General features: G+C 60.1%; 26 protein-coding genes and 1 tRNA gene. 4 read left to right on the top strand and 23 right to left on the bottom strand.

Translation table 11 applies throughout. From position 1 onward, the window contains the following. Positions 1–75: 75 nt before the first annotated feature. Entirely contained in the window at positions 76–747 is a 672-nt protein-coding gene (locus ACIOVF_RS24310; RefSeq protein ID WP_045201416.1) for a Bax inhibitor-1/YccA family protein, read from the bottom strand. A 121-nt stretch (positions 748–868) separates the two neighbouring features. Between ACIOVF_RS24310 and ACIOVF_RS24305 the strand changes: the two genes are divergently transcribed. Further along, positions 869–956, top strand: a tRNA-Ser gene (locus ACIOVF_RS24305). 120 nt (positions 957–1,076) lie between these two features. On the opposite strand, the gene ACIOVF_RS24300 is transcribed toward ACIOVF_RS24305, so the two are convergent. From ACIOVF_RS24300 to ACIOVF_RS24270, 7 genes are all read right to left on the bottom strand, one after another. Further along, positions 1,077–2,126, bottom strand: a complete 1,050-nt coding sequence (locus ACIOVF_RS24300) for a tyrosine-type recombinase/integrase (protein ID WP_123567432.1) — start codon at positions 2,124–2,126, stop codon at positions 1,077–1,079. A gap of 1 nt (position 2,127) precedes the next feature. Next, the gene (locus ACIOVF_RS24295; RefSeq protein ID WP_123567433.1) at positions 2,128–2,370 is read right to left on the bottom strand and encodes a DUF4224 domain-containing protein; all 243 of its coding nucleotides are present in this window, start codon (positions 2,368–2,370) and stop codon (positions 2,128–2,130) included. Positions 2,371–2,414: 44 nt separating this feature from the next. Further along, positions 2,415–2,795 carry a hypothetical protein gene (locus ACIOVF_RS24290; RefSeq protein WP_401293107.1) on the bottom strand — a complete coding sequence of 127 codons (381 nt, stop codon included), beginning with the start codon at positions 2,793–2,795 and terminating at the stop codon, positions 2,415–2,417. A 52-nt stretch (positions 2,796–2,847) separates the two neighbouring features. Further along, positions 2,848–3,039, bottom strand: a complete 192-nt coding sequence (locus ACIOVF_RS24285; RefSeq protein ID WP_401293105.1) for a hypothetical protein — start codon at positions 3,037–3,039, stop codon at positions 2,848–2,850. Between the two features lie 201 nt (positions 3,040–3,240). Continuing rightward, entirely contained in the window at positions 3,241–3,588 is a 348-nt protein-coding gene (locus tag ACIOVF_RS24280) for a hypothetical protein (protein ID WP_401293102.1), read from the bottom strand. Next, positions 3,585–3,959: a hypothetical protein gene (locus tag ACIOVF_RS24275; RefSeq protein ID WP_401293099.1), complete on the bottom strand. Its 375-nt coding sequence runs from the start codon at positions 3,957–3,959 to the stop codon at positions 3,585–3,587. Before ACIOVF_RS24275 ends, ACIOVF_RS24280 begins: the two co-directional genes overlap by 4 nt. 94 nt (positions 3,960–4,053) lie before the next feature. After that, on the bottom strand, positions 4,054–4,488 hold the full coding sequence (locus tag ACIOVF_RS24270; RefSeq protein ID WP_401293097.1) for a hypothetical protein: 435 nt from the start codon (positions 4,486–4,488) through the stop codon (positions 4,054–4,056). Between the two features lie 68 nt (positions 4,489–4,556). Here ACIOVF_RS24270 and ACIOVF_RS24265 point away from each other — a divergent pair, with 68 nt between their 5' ends. Beyond that, positions 4,557–4,760 (top strand): hypothetical protein, encoded by a 204-nt coding sequence (locus ACIOVF_RS24265; RefSeq protein ID WP_401293094.1) that lies wholly within the window; start codon positions 4,557–4,559, stop codon positions 4,758–4,760. Between the two features lie 13 nt (positions 4,761–4,773). Here ACIOVF_RS24265 and ACIOVF_RS24260 read toward each other — a convergent pair whose 3' ends face one another. Then, positions 4,774–5,697 (bottom strand): DNA cytosine methyltransferase, encoded by a 924-nt coding sequence (locus ACIOVF_RS24260; RefSeq protein WP_401293091.1) that lies wholly within the window; start codon positions 5,695–5,697, stop codon positions 4,774–4,776. Positions 5,698–5,758: 61 nt separating this feature from the next. Between ACIOVF_RS24260 and ACIOVF_RS24255 the strand changes: the two genes are divergently transcribed. After that, positions 5,759–6,028, top strand: coding sequence for a hypothetical protein (locus tag ACIOVF_RS24255; protein ID WP_401293088.1), 270 nt, complete (start codon positions 5,759–5,761; stop codon positions 6,026–6,028). A gap of 6 nt (positions 6,029–6,034) precedes the next feature. On the opposite strand, the gene ACIOVF_RS24250 is transcribed toward ACIOVF_RS24255, so the two are convergent. Beyond that, positions 6,035–6,421, bottom strand: coding sequence for a hypothetical protein (locus tag ACIOVF_RS24250; RefSeq protein WP_401293085.1), 387 nt, complete (start codon positions 6,419–6,421; stop codon positions 6,035–6,037). A 13-nt stretch (positions 6,422–6,434) separates the two neighbouring features. Beyond that, the gene (locus tag ACIOVF_RS24245) at positions 6,435–7,214 is read right to left on the bottom strand and encodes a DUF2786 domain-containing protein (protein ID WP_401293082.1); all 780 of its coding nucleotides are present in this window, start codon (positions 7,212–7,214) and stop codon (positions 6,435–6,437) included. A 105-nt stretch (positions 7,215–7,319) separates the two neighbouring features. Here ACIOVF_RS24245 and ACIOVF_RS24240 point away from each other — a divergent pair, with 105 nt between their 5' ends. Beyond that, complete coding sequence (locus tag ACIOVF_RS24240) at positions 7,320–7,580, top strand: hypothetical protein (protein WP_401293079.1); 261 nt, start codon at positions 7,320–7,322, stop codon at positions 7,578–7,580. Positions 7,581–7,699: 119 nt separating this feature from the next. Here ACIOVF_RS24240 and ACIOVF_RS24235 read toward each other — a convergent pair whose 3' ends face one another. From ACIOVF_RS24235 to ACIOVF_RS24180, 12 genes are all read right to left on the bottom strand, one after another. Further along, a complete protein-coding gene (locus ACIOVF_RS24235; RefSeq protein WP_401293076.1) occupies positions 7,700–8,266 on the bottom strand; it encodes a hypothetical protein in 567 nt (188 codons plus the stop codon). A gap of 250 nt (positions 8,267–8,516) precedes the next feature. Further along, positions 8,517–9,008 (bottom strand): single-stranded DNA-binding protein, encoded by a 492-nt coding sequence (gene ssb / locus ACIOVF_RS24230; RefSeq protein ID WP_401293073.1) that lies wholly within the window; start codon positions 9,006–9,008, stop codon positions 8,517–8,519. A gap of 13 nt (positions 9,009–9,021) precedes the next feature. After that, positions 9,022–9,639 carry a lambda exonuclease family protein gene (locus ACIOVF_RS24225; RefSeq protein WP_401293070.1) on the bottom strand — a complete coding sequence of 206 codons (618 nt, stop codon included), beginning with the start codon at positions 9,637–9,639 and terminating at the stop codon, positions 9,022–9,024. Further along, the gene (locus tag ACIOVF_RS24220) at positions 9,623–10,384 is read right to left on the bottom strand and encodes an ERF family protein (protein WP_401293067.1); all 762 of its coding nucleotides are present in this window, start codon (positions 10,382–10,384) and stop codon (positions 9,623–9,625) included. The genes ACIOVF_RS24225 and ACIOVF_RS24220 overlap by 17 nt, the downstream gene beginning before the upstream one ends. 9 nt (positions 10,385–10,393) lie before the next feature. Further along, positions 10,394–11,497: a hypothetical protein gene (locus ACIOVF_RS24215; protein ID WP_401293064.1), complete on the bottom strand. Its 1,104-nt coding sequence runs from the start codon at positions 11,495–11,497 to the stop codon at positions 10,394–10,396. A 157-nt stretch (positions 11,498–11,654) separates the two neighbouring features. Continuing rightward, complete coding sequence (locus ACIOVF_RS24210) at positions 11,655–11,849, bottom strand: hypothetical protein (RefSeq protein ID WP_159388558.1); 195 nt, start codon at positions 11,847–11,849, stop codon at positions 11,655–11,657. Further along, positions 11,846–12,034 (bottom strand): hypothetical protein, encoded by a 189-nt coding sequence (locus ACIOVF_RS24205; RefSeq protein WP_401293061.1) that lies wholly within the window; start codon positions 12,032–12,034, stop codon positions 11,846–11,848. Before ACIOVF_RS24205 ends, ACIOVF_RS24210 begins: the two co-directional genes overlap by 4 nt. Next, a complete protein-coding gene (locus ACIOVF_RS24200) occupies positions 12,031–12,576 on the bottom strand; it encodes a hypothetical protein (protein ID WP_401293059.1) in 546 nt (181 codons plus the stop codon). The genes ACIOVF_RS24205 and ACIOVF_RS24200 overlap by 4 nt, the downstream gene beginning before the upstream one ends. A gap of 159 nt (positions 12,577–12,735) precedes the next feature. Further along, on the bottom strand, positions 12,736–12,993 hold the full coding sequence (locus ACIOVF_RS24195; RefSeq protein ID WP_401293056.1) for a hypothetical protein: 258 nt from the start codon (positions 12,991–12,993) through the stop codon (positions 12,736–12,738). 75 nt (positions 12,994–13,068) lie between these two features. After that, a complete protein-coding gene (locus ACIOVF_RS24190; protein WP_232894495.1) occupies positions 13,069–13,290 on the bottom strand; it encodes a hypothetical protein in 222 nt (73 codons plus the stop codon). 448 nt (positions 13,291–13,738) lie between these two features. Then, the gene (locus ACIOVF_RS24185; protein WP_093382423.1) at positions 13,739–14,275 is read right to left on the bottom strand and encodes a DUF4410 domain-containing protein; all 537 of its coding nucleotides are present in this window, start codon (positions 14,273–14,275) and stop codon (positions 13,739–13,741) included. A gap of 24 nt (positions 14,276–14,299) precedes the next feature. Next, complete coding sequence (locus tag ACIOVF_RS24180; RefSeq protein ID WP_401293051.1) at positions 14,300–15,004, bottom strand: XRE family transcriptional regulator; 705 nt, start codon at positions 15,002–15,004, stop codon at positions 14,300–14,302. Positions 15,005–15,024: the final 20 nt, after the last annotated feature.

Raw genomic sequence — 15,024 nt, 5'->3', positions numbered from 1 at the left:
AAGCCTTGGCAAACCCCGGCCACAAAAAAGCCCGCCGAAGCGGGCTTTCTCTTAAAACATCACACCAACAACCAATCAGTCATCGCGACCCATCAGGCCGAACAGCTGCAGCAGGCTGACGAACAGGTTGTAGATCGATACATACAGGCTGATGGTCGCCATGATGTAGTTACGCTCGCCACCGTGGATGATCGCGCTGGTCTGGAACAGGATGCACACCGACGAGAACAGCACGAAACCGGCGCTGATCGCCAGTTGCAGGCCGCTGATCTGGAAGAAGAAGCTGGCAACCACGGCGCCCAGCAGCACGAAGAAGCCTGCAGTGATGAAGCCGCTGAGGAAGCTCATGTCCTTGCGGGAGATCAGCACATAGGCCGACAGACCACCGAACACCAGGGCGGTCATGGCAAATGCCGAGCTGACCACCTCGGCGCCACCGGCCATGCCCAGGTAACGGTTGAGGATAGGGCCGAGCAAAAAGCCCATGAAACCGGTGAGGGCGAAGGTAGACACCAGGCCCCAGACCGAATCACGCAGCTTGTTGGTGAGGAAAAACAGGCCATAGAAGCCGATCAGCACCACGAAAATGTTCGGGTAGCCGACGCGCATCTGCTGCGCCACATAGGCCATGACGCCACTGAAGGCGAGGGTGATAGCCAGCAACCCGTATGTGTTACGCAGGACGCGGCTGACCTCCTGCTGCTCGACCTGCTGGCCGTGATTGACGGCGTAATCCTGTTCGCGCATGGCGACACTCCTGTGGGTTTGAAACGTTCAGATGCAAAGATCATAACAGAGCCGCGCAAAGCAGCCACATAGAGAGTTTGACAGCTTGTTTCATTTCGGTATTATGGCGCCCGCAATACGAGGAAGCGTGGCCGAGTGGTTTAAGGCAACGGTCTTGAAAACCGTCGATGGGCAACTATCCTAGAGTTCGAATCTCTACGCTTCCGCCACTTCTAAAGCCCTGATTATTCAGGGCTTTTTGCGTTTTTTGGGCCTAGAAAAGACCCTTTTCAGTTCGGGCGAATGCCTATGAGTTCCGATACTTTTCGGAATGAGTTCCGAAACTTTCCTTATTTTGACGGTTTTGCGATGGCACCAACCCGGCGATAAACCCGCTCGGTGATGTCGCCTTTGGTGTGCCCCAATAGCAGGCTGGCGTCCTCAATATCCTTGATTTCGGATGCTGCCTTCGGGCGGATATCGCGGAACTGGAACTGCGTAATCCGAGATGCGAGAAGGCTGTCGCCTTCCTCCAAGGCTGTCGATCTGGCCAGGGCCCGAGCTTCGTCCCAACGATTGCGCAGCATCGATGCAGACATGCGCTTGCCCCGCTCGCTGACAATCAAATAGCTGGAGCTGTGCACCTGGTTCCGCGCAGCCATTTGCTTGATCAGCTTGCCGAGGCTGTTATCTACGCCATCCACCGAGAGCATGATGCGCAGCTTCTTGTGTGTCTTGTTCTGCTGAACAACCAGATAACCCCCCTCGATATCGTCCCGCCTCATCACCAGTACGTCCGCAGGACGCTGGCCCGTCAAATACGCCAAATCCATGGCTTCCTTCAGCTCTGGTACTGCTTTTTTGTAGACCGCATCCCATACGGCGTCATTGGCGTAGAAGTCCCGCGGCGTTTCCTTATTTTTGCGCACACCCTGGCAGGGGTTCTCCTTTGCTGTGAGCCCCCATTCCCTGGCCATATTGAACACGTGGGAGAGGGTGGCGATTTCGCGATTCGCCCGCACCTTCGCCGACCGCGCATCCCGGTACTGCGCAATCATTGCTGGCGTGAGCGCATCAATTGGCGCGCTATCGAAGACAGGTCGAAGCTGGCGCAGCTCGGAGAGGTTGTCCTTCTGCGTGCGCGCCCCTTTCTTCGGGATGATGTCCCGCTCATACCTATCGAAGATCGCTTTCATCAGGCGCAAGTCCTGTGGCTTTTCCTTCGCCTCCAGCTCGGCCCACTTAAGGCGGGCCAAGTCCAAGTCAGTCCCGAGCGATATCTCTTTGCCCGTTGCGTCGCAGTAGTAGTACCCGACCCAGACCTTCCCGCTTTTGCGCTTGCGCTTGCGGCGGTAGACGTTTGGCGGGAGATCCCTGTTTTCTTTGCTCCGTGGTCGCATCTCAGTTCACTCGGGAAAAATCTGGTGTCCAGGTTGGTTCTGGTAGCGGGGGAGGTGTCGTGGCTATTACCTCCAAGGTCATGCCCAGCTTCATTCGGGCGTACTGCCGGCCAACCAGAGGGCGACCACCACGGCTTTCCACGAAGTGCCATTGGCGCTCTTCAAGCCAGCGGCGCTGGTAGCCCCTGGCCTTGTAGCCGGTCAGCTCGGCCAGTTCTTTCTCCGAGAGAATTTCGGTTTCCATGGGATAGGCTCCACGCCGCGCATGGCGGCAGAGGTGGGGAGGGGTTAGGCCTTAGCCGGGAACCACTCGGTGTCATATTCGAACTGGCTGACCAGCTCGACTGCGATGTGTGGGATTTCGCGCTCGAAGCGAAGGGTGCCGTAGTGGCGATCAATAAAAGCCTTTGCCTCTTCGGCGAAGTGCCCTTTGAAGATGCGCAGTAGGTGGTCTGCTGCCTTCTCGAAGTCCTCCTCACGGTAGTTACCCTCGGCGAGACCGCCACGGCACACGCGCCACACGCAGCGCTTGGGCTGGGCCTCGGCCGCCTTGATCTTCTCGGCCATCTTGTCGCGGGCGTAGCGCATCTGATCCAGGGTCAATGTCTCAACCCACTGGTCTGTGCTGACTCGCATGGTGTGGCCCTGGTGACAGGTTATTTCAGGCATGGCTCATCCTCGCCCGCCTACCGGCAGGCTTGAGTTGTTGTAGGGGGAGGGGTTACTCGCTGTACTGCTTGCGGATGCGGCGGGCGATGGCGCGGAGCTCGAAGTCCATCTCGAACATCTCGTTGTTGTCCTTGCGCGAGACGACTGGCGACCTTGTGACGTTCCGGCCACCCAGGATCCAAGCGGCCAGCAGGATGAGCGCAGATTCGAGTTGGCGCCGGAGAAAGCTATTGCGCGGGATCATGGCCTTGGCCCCTTCCAGATCATCCAGGCCATGTAGAGCGGGGCGGTGATGGGCAGGAGGATCATGGCGTCACCCCGCACTCGTCACATCGAAGAACTGTGTATGGCACCATGCGCCCAAAGAGCCAGAAGCGCGGGCGCATGAGCTCAACCTGCCACAATGCGCCCCATCCGGCGCAGCGTGGGCATGTTCCGAAAATGCTCACAGCGAATACCTCTCTTCATTCCAGCGCACTGGCGCCTTTGCAGGGGTAGGGGTGTCTTGTTCGTGCGGGGAGAGCTGGCGCTCAGTGTGGTGATCACCACCAGGTATCCCTTTTTGAGGATCGCAGCCCTTTCCGCAGTCTTCGCTCCAGGCCGTAGTGCCCGAGCAGTTCGTGAAGTACTTGTAGCCGCCGCCATCGAGGAAGCGGTAGACGGTGCAGCCGTCGACGGTGAAAAGCTTGTCGACCTTGTATGTACCGGCAACGACTGTGGCGGCGGGCTTATCAGGCTCCCGGCAGCCGGCCAGGGTGGCCAGCAGCAGGAGGCAGAGGGCGAGACGGGTCATGAGCGACTCCCAATTGCTGCAGCTGCTTCCACTATCGCTCGGCGAGTGGCGCTGAAAGCATCGGCGCCGTGGTAGATGTCAAACTCGCCGAAGCGCTCTGCATCCACGCAGGTGTAGGCCTCTGTGTCGCCGTCGAACGGTTCCACGATGTGGATCTGCACCCCAAGGCGATCTGCTCGCCCCATCAGCACCGCCAGGCGCAGCGCGTCACCGTCATTGATGAGTGGGTTCCAGTGGGCCCGAACTCCAGACTGCCCCCTTAGGCGAAAGGGCCATTTCGGATCGCCGCAGGTGCAGCGCTCGATCTCCAGTCGCCCGCCCTTGGCGGCCAGCTTCAGCAGTTCGTGGTCCAGGTTCTTTTCTTCGGGCACGATAGTTCCTTGGCCGCCATATCGCGGCTGTTCAATAGAGGGGAGAGGGGTTAAAGCGTGATGGAGTACAAATGTACTCCTTTCAGTATTTTCGCTACCGGACTGCGTTCGGCTGGAGAGCGAGACCCTTGACCGCCTCGCTGTAGATGAACTTGATTTGATCCCATGGAATGGTGTGGCGCTGCGCGTACTCACCTTCTCCATCGCAGACCTCGCAGCCCTCTAATGGCTCTTCGAGCTCCTGGCATTCAGGACATTCGCGTGTGACCTGCAATTTGAACTCACCAAGTAATAGGGCCTTGGCGCCGTTTTCGGCTGTGAGCTGCCTGGGCATGAGGCAGTATCCTTCCGGTACCGCCGGCTCGCCCTGGTGCTGGGCGGCTGGCTGGGTGAGAAGATCCTGCAAATGCAGCACGTGCTTGTCGCATGTGAAGCGCACCAGCCTTGCATCACGTAGGCATTTCTCCAGCGCACTCATCGGCACGCTGACCATCTGTTCGGTGTTGCTGGATCGGTTTTCTGTGGGCATGGGGATACCTTTACGTCGCCAAGAACGAACTATTATTGGAGGTCAGAATTTGCGTAGAGGGTATGACCATGAAAATGCTGGAGAGGCCCACATTCCAAGTCCGTCTCGATAAAGATGGCCAACCTTGGATAGCGATTGAGAAAGGCCCGCAAGAGGGACAGGTCACTAATGGGTTGTATGGCTTTCATTTAGCACCTGGCACAAGCCAGGAAGAGGCGGAGAAGATTGCGAGGTATCTCGGCGAAAAGCTGGAATACTTCGTCAAACTTTGAAGCCAGCTATCCCTCAGGCAGCCGTCAGCAGCGCCTCGATGACGCGCTGTCCAGCCAGCGGCGGTACTGCATTGCCAGCCATATGCATGGTCAGCCGGTGGTTGTCCGGACGCAGGGTGTCAGCTGGGAACGACATCGCGGCCATGGCCTCGTTGGCGCTGAGCATCCGCATGCGGTCGCCATCGACCAGCGCCCAGCGGTCCAGAGTGGTGATGGTGCCGATTGGCCGGTTGATGTCGCGGCCAGTGGTGCCTGAGCCTTTACCGTAGTAGGGCATGATGAACCGATCGCCGAAGCGCTCTCGGCCGTTGCGAACTCGGTCCAGGGTGGCCTGGGCCCGGCCTGGCTTCTCAATCGGCGACCAGCGCCCGGCGGCGAAGTCGAGAAAGCTGGCTGCCGGTACATGGCGCTCCTGCGGCAGCTGCAGCATCAGCGGCGCCTTGCTGCGCGTCAGCACCATGAACAGGCGCACCCGGTGCTGCGGCACGCCGAGGTCGGCGCAGTCCACAATGTGTGGCGCGGCCTGGTAGCCCAGCGCCTGTACCGCTGCGATCCAAGCGGGGTAGAGCACCCAGTCGGTGAACTCTGGCACGTTTTCGATCACTGCGGCCGGCGGCCGGTGAACCTCCAAAGCCGCCACTGGCGCCCAGGCTGTCGAGCGGGAGGCGTCGTGCTCAGGGTTGCCCGACTTCTTGCCCCGGGCCTTTGCGTGGCCTTGGCAGCAAGGGGAGGCGAGCAGGATGTCGTGAGAGGGCACCTGCTCCCAACGGGCTTGGTGCAGGTCTTGGCAGACGTGCTGCGTATCGGGGTGGTTGGCGCTGTGCCATTCAACGGCCACTGGCCAGTGGTTGGCCGCCCAGAGAACCTGGACGCCGGCGGCGCGCGCGCCAGTGCTCCATCCGCCGAGGCCGGCGAACAGGTCGATTGCTGTAGACACGAGGATGCCTCTTTGAGGTTGGACTAGTATCGAGGGGGGGCGATTAAATGGAGCGACGAGAATGGAGTGCTTTATTTGTGGCTGTGCATCGAAAGGCATCCCGCCTGCTTCCACCTTTGTTGAGGTCGACTGTCCTGAGTGCGGCTATTTTGGGCTGCCAAAGGATCTTGCCGAGAAAATTGAGAGCGGGAAATGCAGGCTCCATGTCGGGCGCACCCGTGACTACTTGGTGATGCGGAATGCGCAAAAGCAGGGACCTTGGATCACACCAGTAGACATCAATATTTACCGGCTGTTGCAACCGGGTGGAACCGGGGATGGTGGTGGTTGACGCCGTTCAAGCGGCATTTATCGCCAGGGGGAGATAATCGACCCATACGACTCTTGGCATCTTGGTTTTCTGATTGATAACCGGCTCGCCCTCGGCGTCGGTGATTTCGCACTTGGCCCTGATGCGCAGGTCGCGGCACTTGCCGGTCTTCCTCGCAAGTTCCATGAACTGCTGGGCGTACTGCGGTGCGTCGAACATCTGGCTCAGCTGTTTCACCTTCTCGCCGGCCATGATCTTGGCCGCCTGGTGCTCAACGGCCAGATTCCATTCAGCCTGGGTTAGCTCCAGGGGGGGGCAGCCAGCTTTAACGCTTGGCTTGGTGGTCTTGACGGTCTTCCTGGCCTCGGCCAGCGCTACGTCGGTGGTCATGCCGAAGACTGCAAATGTGCTCATGGTGAACTCCGTATCAGGTCATGCCGATCTGCAGCGCCTCGTGGCCACCAGTGGCCAGCCCCGGATTGAGTTCCACACGCTGACCGGCGAGTAGCCCGGCAATTTGGGCATCAAAGTCGAGTTCGATCTCCCGGGTTTTCCTGGCCTTGCTAATCTCTCTTCCCGACAGGTACTGCTCGATCAGGGCTTTGTCTTTAGCTTCGACCGCCACCAGTTCGCGGCCATTCGAGTGCTGGCCGATGGCGAGATCCTCTTCACCCCGGGGCACCAGTTCGTGAATCTTGTTGTGCACTGCCGACACCCAAGCCAGCGCAAAATGATCTCCAGCAGTTTCAGGTGAATAGGAACTGCGTTGCTTGCCAGCTCGCACTTGCGACACATACTCACGCCGGGCCTGGGTTAGTTTGGTCAGCAGTGCTTCGTAGGCATACATAGCGATCTGCGGGGCTGGGCGCACTCCAACGAACAATTCGCGGTCCATGACGCGGCTTGTCGATTTGCACCAACTACGCCTGGAGAACGACCGAACTCCGAATGCCTCTCCAACGATTGAGCCCAGATGCTGGTCCCAAGCTGGCCTGCGCTTGGCCCTGGCCTTCTCCGACTCGACTTCGCCCACATCGCTCAGGTGCACGTCCATTTCGGTCAGGCGGTATTCGCGCATCAGTGCCTGGGCTTGACGCATGGCTGTGACCGCCTCGTTCTCGTTCGAGCTCTTCGAAAGGGCAAGGCAGCGCTTGATCTTGCGGATGACTCGTTCGAGTTTGCTTTCGTCGTGTTGTCGCTCGGTCATTTCGTGGTCCTTGCGTGCAGGCGCCGCCCTCGCCGGGGTGGCGTGATTCGTTGAAGTGGGGTATCAAAGGTGACCGATATGGCTAAATGAGGAGAGGTGGTGCGAATGGATGTTCAGCTCTGGGATTTTGATATCGCCGACAAGATTTCTCTCGACTTCTACCAGAAGATTAGCCTCCAGAACGGTGATGGATCGAGGATTCCTCTTTGGGGGGAGTACAAGTCTGATGACGCCCAGGCAGACGACCTTGATGGGTGCGAACTCATTTTCGAATCCCGTCGGGTTCTCACCAAGGAAGAGGTCGAGGAGTTCCAAGAACAACTGTCACCCCGACTTAAAGGAGGCTGGTACCACGAGATCCATTAGGGCGCGATTGGGCTGATCAATTCGTCGCCTGGTTCCCGCCTCAGCTCGGCCCGGCTGGCCTGTTCAAACTGTCGCGCTAGCTTTGTCGATATCTCAAAAGCTGGCGCGTCAGGTCAAAGTCAGGCTCGCTCAGCAAGAAGCAGGATGCCTTTGTCGTCTGGGTCGCTGCCCAGCCAGATGTCAGGCGCTCGGACCTGGCGCTGCATTCGCCATTCGTCCAGGATGCGCGCCACAGAATTGCTGATTGCGAATTTGTGGCGCGGCGGCAAAGCGAATAGCGTGAGGGACTGAATCGGTCCGAGAGCATGCGCCCGCTCAATCAGAACGCGGATGATGAAGCTTCGGTCGGAAGCGTTGATCCATTCGCCCATTGAATCCAGCGCCTGGACAGTGCCGCGGCGCGCCATGAGCCGAATCTCGGTTCGATTTGCTGGCGCATGCTGGTCACTTTCGATTTCCAGGTGGGCGCCGGCGGCGAAGAATGGAAACTTCGACCTGCCGAGTGAGTGCGCGTTGTAGATCAGCAGGGTAAGCGCCTCGCTGCTCTCCTCAATCTCGGCCCAGGACATCAGGTCAGCAAGCTGGCTGGCGTGTGACACGCTAACCTTCAACCTCAGGTCCTGCTCGCCCAGCAGAGCAGCCTTCTTGCGGCGGCGCTCGTCGCGCTCCTGCGGCGTCATCGCCATACACCACCTCCTTCAATCCGCTAGGCGGCAAGTGAACCTGTGCCCGGCGCTGGTGGCGCTGCAGGGCCATTCGTTTGAGTTTCATGGGTGAGCTCCATATCGGCATCGTGCCAGCCTGCAAGCCACCACCCGCCATCTACGGTCATGTTTCCGTAGGGCTGTGAGAGTCGGCACTTTCCGTCTTTGCGGCAGGCCCGGCCCTGGTAGTAGGCCGCGGGGTACAGCAGGCGGAGCTGTCGGGCCTTCATGGCTACGCCCCAACCAAGTGATGCAGCGGGGCGAAAGGGATGTCGTCGTCGAAGCTGTCGTAGTCCGGGCCTGGGGCGCCTTGCTGGTTCTGCGGCTGGGCCTGCGGGCGGCTCTGCTGGCGCTGCTGCTGGGGCCGAGGCTGTTGCTGCTGGCTTCCTTGCTGCGCCTGCGGCGGCGGGCTGCCGGCGAACTTGATGATGATCACGCGGCCGGTGAGCTTCACTCCCTGGGAGTGATCGGCCTTGGTGTAGGTCTCGACGTGGGCGTCGTCGATGGTGAAGTGCAGTTGCTGGCCCTTGAGCAGGTAGGGCGCCATGGCTTCGGCCTGTTTGCCCCAGAGCGTGGCGTCGACCCACTGGGTGGGGCGATTACCACCTTGGCCTTTGCGGCCATATTCGCAGGCCAGGGCCAGGTTGCAGACGGCATTCCCTTCAGGCGTGTAGCGCAGTTCAGCGTCGCGGCCCAGGCGGCCGATATCGGTAAGAGTAGGCATCGTGATTCCTTGGTTATGCGGCCAGGCCGAGCACCTTGTTCATGCGCTCGTCGAGGATTTCGTAGAAGGTCTTCACCCGTTCGGTGAGCTTGCGGATCATGGCTTCGTCGCGGTATACGCGCTTGACGAAGAGCGGCATGCCGGGCCAGTAGCTGATGAAGTCGATCCACTCGCGCTCCGACACCCACAGGCCGCCCTGGCACTGGGCTACGTGCTCTTTTGGAACATCGCCAGCCAAGATCACGCCCACCTGAAACTTGGGCAGCTTGGTCTTGATCTCGGTGAGGCCGTCGTCACCGACCAGGGCGTCAGGCGAGTAGCCGATGCCGTGGTTCAGGATGATCCCGACTGAGCGAGTCTTGAGGCTCTCGCGGTCCTCATAGAGCCCGCGCGCGACACCCTCAAGCTCGTGGCCACGGATGGTTGCCTTGGTCTGGAAGGGGATTTCGGCGGCCTCTTCGGTAATTCGCTCGCCGATCAGCTGGTCCATGTAGGTGAAGGCGGCCACGCCGAATCCTGCTTCGCCTTTACCACTGACCAGCAGGCAATCTAGCTCCGAGCAGGTGATGATGCCCAGGCGCAGGGCCAGCCACTCCGGCGTGCCTTGCTCGATGTCAGTGACTATCCGCATTTGCAGCCTCCGAGGCCTTGATGGCCTTGTTCAACTGAGCTACCAGGCGATCATGTGTCCCCTTCGGCACAACCTCGGCAGAGCCGTACTCGCCGATGAACCAGTCGCGCGTTTTTTCCGTGCAGCGCTCCAATAGCGCATTGATTCCTGCCGCCTGGATGGTGGTCACATTGGCCGTTGGCACGGCCGCATGGCCGTCATCGTCCTCACCGCGAGTGGTGAGGTTGAGTAGAGCGCTCATGACATAGCGTTTGCCGTAGCTGACCGACGATCCGACCGCCTGGACTGCGTTCTTGCTGCCGCTGGTGTCGAGGGGCAGCAACATCGAAGTGCTCTCGCGATGCCCGGCCCGATGCATCAGAATCCCGGTGACGCTCATGCCGCCCGGCGTGTTCTCGACTTTGAAGGTGATGGCGAAGCCGTGGGTTTGCATGATCGGCTTGATCACGTCGTTGATGTCTTCGAAGGTGGCGTAGTCGCTGCGCTTCTGCCCGTTCACAACGATGGCGCCGCGCTCCGCAATGCTGGGGATGTCGCTTTGCATTGCCGCCATGGCCGCGTTGAACTGTGTTTCGGCGTCCCTGGCCTGCATGCGTTCATGCATCACCATCAGGCGCTCAAACTTGTCCATATCGCAGGACGGGTCGGACGCTACGCGGCTGATGACAGCCAGGATGCTGCTGTCGGCGGGCGCTGCAGCGGCAACCTGGCGGCGCTGCTCCGGCACGATGATTGGACTGGTCATAGTGGGGCCTCAGAAGTTGATGGTGATGTTCGGGACTTCGCCGCGGGCGATCTTGAGCACAATGGCCTTGGCCAGTTCCTCGGTGATGTTCATCGACATCAAGGCCTCTTTCGCGGCCCCCATGACCTTGGATTTGTGGGCTTTGTCGGCTTCCCGGGCCTGCTGCTGACGGAGGATCTCGGCGGCGGCTGCATCGGCGCGGCGGCGCTCGTCCAGGCGGGCTTGCTCGGCAGCCTCTTCGGCGCGGCGGGCTGCGGCCTGGCGTTCTTGCTCGGCGCGCTGCTCAACCGCGACCCGATCAGCTTCGGCCTGGGCCCTGGCGCGCTCGGCTTGTTCGGCCTGCAGCTTCAGCTCCAGCTCGCGGCGGTCGGCGGCGGCCTTGGCTTCAAGTTCGCGGCGCTGGGTGGCTTCGCTCTCGGCCTGGGCCTTCTGTTCGGCTTCGACCCGGGCGCGCTCGGCGGCTTCTCGGGCGATGCGCTCTTCGCGCTCTTTCTGCTCGCGGGCTTCAGCCTCGGCGCGCAGGCGGGCCAGTTCGGCCTGTTCCGCTTCGTACTGCTGGCGGGCGACGAGGGCGGCGCGCAGCACCTTCAGCGAATCGTCCTTGGCCCTGGCGGCTTCGGCTTCGAACTCTTGCCACTGCTCGCCCAGGGCGATGGCCTCAACCTTGGCGATGCGATCAGCCAGATCTTCGGCGGTAATGCCTTCCAGCGCTTCGGCGTGGAGCTTCAGGTGGGCAATGGCGTTGTTGTGTCTGTCTACCCGAGCATCCTCGGCTGCCTGCCACTCGTTCAGCGGCTGGCGTACATGGTCGCGGAGGTTGTCCATTGCCGTCACGAACTCGCGCAGCTCGGCTTCGACGACCTTCGGCATTTCCTTGAGGCGGCGCAGGTAGTCGCGGCCAGGCTTCTCGACGGCGGTCTTCGACTTGCTGACCTTGGCGGCCAGGCTGGCGATGCGCTCGCGGCCTTTGCGGGTGGTCAGGTCGGGCACTTCACCTTCGACCTCCGACTTTGCAATTTCGATGAACTGCTTCAGGCCGCCGGCGACGTAGATGGCCGGGGCGTTCTCTTCGCTGATGTCGTCGACGGTGATCAGTTGCTGGTGTGCGGACATACGAATCTCCCGCGCCATCCCTGCGGTGGGCGCTGATGAAAGGGTTACTGAGTGATCCGATCAGCGAGAGCGCTGAGCAGCATCAAGAAGGTGAAGAGGGCGATAGCTGGGAAAGCGCCGCGCCAAAGCAGGTAGCGGCGTTGGCGTTGGTGGCTGGTCATGGCCGAACCCTCACCGCAATCCGGCCACCTTTCATGGTTGCGCTCAAGCGGCGCGGCAGGCTGGCCACTGCACGTTCACGCGGCAGGCCGATCACCTCATTGAAGGGAAGCCCGAAGCCCAACATCACCAGCCTGGCTTCAATCTCGTCGCATTGCTCATCGATGAGCGATTTGACCGGTGCAGTGCTCATGCAACCTCCTTGCGCCGCTCGGCAACCCGGCGAACGCGCTCGCAGTAGTGTTTGAACTCGTCGGCGTTGATGCCGCCAGCAGTGAAGTGGCGGACGATCAGGGCTTCGGTGAGGGCTTCCTGCAGCCTTGACCCCGAACGCTCAAGGTCGTCCAGGGCGCGGTCTATGGCGATGTGTGGGCTCATAACTCAGCGTCCTCGGCCTGGGCGATCAGCGCGTCATCAGCCAGCGGCTCTAGGAACTCTGCGGCCAGGTCAATCAGGTGCTGATCCGGCTTGTCGTCGCCCAGCAGGCTCGCTGCTGTGGTCCTGCAAGGCTCACCAAAGGCCGCCTGAATGACGATCTCTGCCATCCAGTCGCATTTGTCCTCGCCATCCTCCCAGCGCTTCAGCAAGAGCAGCTGAATGTGGGTCTTGAACTCTGCGAAGGTGACGATGCGCGGCGCGCGCAGGCGGCGCTGTACCTTGATGTCGCTGCCCCGGGCCAGTCGCTCGCCGGTCTCTTCAAGCCATGCCTGACGGGCGACATCACGGGCATCAACCACTGGAGGCGCCTGCCGGTTGTCGTACTCAAACTGAGCTTTGCGAAGTGCGCCCATGGTCGTCTCCAGATTGGATTGTGCGGCCGCATTGGCCAGATGCCAGGCGCGGGCGACCAAACCCAGCCGTGAGACTGGCCTGGCACCTGCCAATGCGGTCGATTTGAAGGAAGGGGATGCGGGATGCATCGGACTGGGCTCGTGAAGACTGGGCAATCGACCGGTTATCCGCGTCGAGGTGGCCACCCCGCTGTTTGCTTGCAGCTCATCCGAGCCCAGTCCGATGAATCCTGCGATGGGGAGCAGGGCATCGGGCAGTTAACGTCAGGCTGACGTGGCGCTGGTTGTTCAGTCGATGATGATCGGGTCTGCAATGAAATCGTTGAGCGCTTGCTGTTGAGCGTCATCGCTATCGAGGAAGCGAATCGCCCAAGGCATCAACGTCTGGACGGTGCCGTCAGCCATTTCGACGATGGTGACGCTGAAATTGCCCGGGCCACTCTCGAACTCCTCGTATTCAACGCCCCATGCGTGAAACTTGCCCTCGGCTGCGTCTTCGATTCCCGTCCGGCGTCCACGATCGTCGTGCAGCGCCTTCATGGTCATAACTGGTCGCATTGTCTTGCCCTCCAGGGCGGTTGATTTCCCGTCTGGCCCTGTCGCCAAGGCCAGCCAGTGAAATCAGGCAGCGCGAGCCAGTTCAGCCTGTGCCAGCAGCTCCGCTACAGCCTCGGCCGGGGTGCAGCCATCGGCGTAGAAGTCATGCAGATCGCTTTCTTCTCGCGAGCCCAGGCCAACCTGGTGGCCAAGCAGCTCGGAAGCCTTGTCGATCCAGCGGTAGTAGGCGCGCTCTTCAGCGTCGATGCGGCATTCATCAGCCGCCATGGTTGCCATGTTGAACATCGTGAATCCCTCCGGTTGATTTTCCGGATGCCCCTCGCAAGAAGGGCATCGAGGAAATCTGCCGCGACCCGCTACTGGCGTCGGTCGCTGGCTTGAATCGTGCTGTTCCTCCAGCCGCGGGCCTTTCGGCTTGTTCTCCCGCTGGATAACTGGTCTCGGCGCTTTACGCTGCACGCCCGGGGCAGTTGCCACCCCTCTGGACTGTTGAGGCCTGTCCATCGCTGCCTTTGAATCTGGGCCGGTGTCGATCCGGCAAGGTGTTTCGCTAAAGAACGGGGCCGCTTGAGGGCCTAGCGCCTTCTTGATTCGGCGTTGAGGCAAATTTAGAAAACTTAACAAGATCGGTCAAGGCCTATTTTTAGAAAACTTAACAAAAAGTTTAAGGGGGGTGATTTTCAGGCACAAAAAAACCCGCACTGAGGCGGGCTTGCTTGTGAGCGGGGCTGCCCTATTTAGGCTTAGCGCTTTTGATGTCTTCGATGATTTGCTTCGAAATCGCTCGAACCTGCTTTTCGGTCATGGCAGACATGACCCCCTCCCACGCTGTAGAGGTCGTGTCGTATGTACGCGTGCCAACCTTCCTTCCTGTCGTGAGGTCTACGAAATCGGCACTGGAGTTGACCCAGGCGTTACCCGTCATCGAGCCAGCGCCGTAGCGAGCACCTGTGGTGAGGAATCGGAAGTTGCTTACACTCACCAGCACTAGAACACCGTCTTGCTTAGGTGGCGTGGTTTCAGGGTCGGTCTGGGTAATGCGATATCCCTTTTCAGCTCCTTCAGCTTTCAGGGATTCAGCCCAGGTTCGCTGGAGCAGCGACCAGTCAGAGTTAGCCTCTACCTTGCTGTTTCCTTTGAACGCGACGGTTACGTTCTGCTTGGCCGGCTCCGGAATCACAAGCGTACCTAGGCCGCCGCGTTCAACGGTGGCGGCGCAGCCGCTGAGTACAGCAGTGGAGATCAAGCATGCAGCCAGGAGGTGTTTCATAGAAGGTCCTTTTCTTAAGAGATATCAGCGGGAGTACATCGCCCACCAGAAAACGTGGCCGAGAATCACAATCTGCTGCTCCTGGATTTGTTCGAAGGTGTAGTCCTCGTCCGGGTGCTCGTCACGATTAAAGCTGCGAAGCCTGATGCCGGTAGGGAGGCGGTAGAGCTGCTTCACCCGAAGCTGGCCGTTATGGCTGATGGCGTACATTTCCCCGTCGACTATGTCTCGTAGGGCGTTTTTACCCATATTCACGCCGACCGTTGCGCCGTCGCGTAGCACCGGGATCATGCTGTTGCCGCTGATCATCACGCACCTGGCGTTGTCGTACTGAACGCCATTATTGCGCAGGTCCTTCTTGAAGAACCGCAGTTTAGCGGTATCGCTTTCCTCAACCGCAGATCGTCCTGATCCGGCTGCCAGCTCAACCTCCTGCAGGAATGGTACGTACACCTCATCTTCACCGAGCGGCGTCTCGTCGTCCCACGTCTCAATAGTGCTGAGCGAGACCTGCTTATGTGTCTCTGGAGACCCCACCCCATCTGAGAGCCAGTCCGGCGAGCAATCCAGGGCTTTTGCTAGGGCGAGCAGGTTCTTGCCCTTAGCCCCATTCGTGCCAGCCAGCCAGAAAGAGACTGTCGCTCTAGAGACGCCAGTCATTTCGCTTATGTCAGTCGCGCGCAGGCCCTTGGCCTCCATTCGACTATTCAATCGTTCGCTGAAATTCATATTTAGGATTCTAAACAAGC

Source organism: Pseudomonas sp. NPDC087612, from assembly GCF_044743505.1.
Classification (GTDB): Bacteria; Pseudomonadota; Gammaproteobacteria; order Pseudomonadales; family Pseudomonadaceae; genus Aquipseudomonas.
This window is presented reverse-complemented; position numbering and strand designations above follow the sequence as displayed.

What these genes read in the sequence shown, in the direction of transcription:
- ACIOVF_RS24310 (WP_045201416.1), bottom strand. Translation starts at nt 747, where the DNA reads ATGCGCGAACAGGATTACGCCGTCAATCACGGCCAGCAGGTCGAGCAG.
- ACIOVF_RS24300 (WP_123567432.1), bottom strand. Translation starts at nt 2,126, where the DNA reads ATGCGACCACGGAGCAAAGAAAACAGGGATCTCCCGCCAAACGTCTAC.
- ACIOVF_RS24295 (WP_123567433.1), bottom strand. Translation starts at nt 2,370, where the DNA reads ATGGAAACCGAAATTCTCTCGGAGAAAGAACTGGCCGAGCTGACCGGC.
- ACIOVF_RS24290 (WP_401293107.1), bottom strand. Translation starts at nt 2,795, where the DNA reads ATGCCTGAAATAACCTGTCACCAGGGCCACACCATGCGAGTCAGCACA.
- ACIOVF_RS24285 (WP_401293105.1), bottom strand. Translation starts at nt 3,039, where the DNA reads ATGATCCCGCGCAATAGCTTTCTCCGGCGCCAACTCGAATCTGCGCTC.
- ACIOVF_RS24280 (WP_401293102.1), bottom strand. Translation starts at nt 3,588, where the DNA reads ATGACCCGTCTCGCCCTCTGCCTCCTGCTGCTGGCCACCCTGGCCGGC.
- ACIOVF_RS24270 (WP_401293097.1), bottom strand. Translation starts at nt 4,488, where the DNA reads ATGCCCACAGAAAACCGATCCAGCAACACCGAACAGATGGTCAGCGTG.
- ACIOVF_RS24265 (WP_401293094.1), top strand. Translation starts at nt 4,557, where the DNA reads ATGAAAATGCTGGAGAGGCCCACATTCCAAGTCCGTCTCGATAAAGAT.
- ACIOVF_RS24255 (WP_401293088.1), top strand. Translation starts at nt 5,759, where the DNA reads ATGGAGTGCTTTATTTGTGGCTGTGCATCGAAAGGCATCCCGCCTGCT.
- ACIOVF_RS24250 (WP_401293085.1), bottom strand. Translation starts at nt 6,421, where the DNA reads ATGAGCACATTTGCAGTCTTCGGCATGACCACCGACGTAGCGCTGGCC.
- ACIOVF_RS24245 (WP_401293082.1), bottom strand. Translation starts at nt 7,214, where the DNA reads ATGACCGAGCGACAACACGACGAAAGCAAACTCGAACGAGTCATCCGC.
- ACIOVF_RS24240 (WP_401293079.1), top strand. Translation starts at nt 7,320, where the DNA reads ATGGATGTTCAGCTCTGGGATTTTGATATCGCCGACAAGATTTCTCTC.
- ACIOVF_RS24235 (WP_401293076.1), bottom strand. Translation starts at nt 8,266, where the DNA reads ATGGCGATGACGCCGCAGGAGCGCGACGAGCGCCGCCGCAAGAAGGCT.
- ssb (WP_401293073.1), bottom strand. Translation starts at nt 9,008, where the DNA reads ATGCCTACTCTTACCGATATCGGCCGCCTGGGCCGCGACGCTGAACTG.
- ACIOVF_RS24225 (WP_401293070.1), bottom strand. Translation starts at nt 9,639, where the DNA reads ATGCGGATAGTCACTGACATCGAGCAAGGCACGCCGGAGTGGCTGGCC.
- ACIOVF_RS24220 (WP_401293067.1), bottom strand. Translation starts at nt 10,384, where the DNA reads ATGACCAGTCCAATCATCGTGCCGGAGCAGCGCCGCCAGGTTGCCGCT.
- ACIOVF_RS24215 (WP_401293064.1), bottom strand. Translation starts at nt 11,497, where the DNA reads ATGTCCGCACACCAGCAACTGATCACCGTCGACGACATCAGCGAAGAG.
- ACIOVF_RS24210 (WP_159388558.1), bottom strand. Translation starts at nt 11,849, where the DNA reads ATGAGCACTGCACCGGTCAAATCGCTCATCGATGAGCAATGCGACGAG.
- ACIOVF_RS24205 (WP_401293061.1), bottom strand. Translation starts at nt 12,034, where the DNA reads ATGAGCCCACACATCGCCATAGACCGCGCCCTGGACGACCTTGAGCGT.
- ACIOVF_RS24200 (WP_401293059.1), bottom strand. Translation starts at nt 12,576, where the DNA reads ATGCATCCCGCATCCCCTTCCTTCAAATCGACCGCATTGGCAGGTGCC.
- ACIOVF_RS24195 (WP_401293056.1), bottom strand. Translation starts at nt 12,993, where the DNA reads ATGACCATGAAGGCGCTGCACGACGATCGTGGACGCCGGACGGGAATC.
- ACIOVF_RS24190 (WP_232894495.1), bottom strand. Translation starts at nt 13,290, where the DNA reads ATGTTCAACATGGCAACCATGGCGGCTGATGAATGCCGCATCGACGCT.
- ACIOVF_RS24185 (WP_093382423.1), bottom strand. Translation starts at nt 14,275, where the DNA reads ATGAAACACCTCCTGGCTGCATGCTTGATCTCCACTGCTGTACTCAGC.
- ACIOVF_RS24180 (WP_401293051.1), bottom strand. Translation starts at nt 15,004, where the DNA reads ATGAATTTCAGCGAACGATTGAATAGTCGAATGGAGGCCAAGGGCCTG.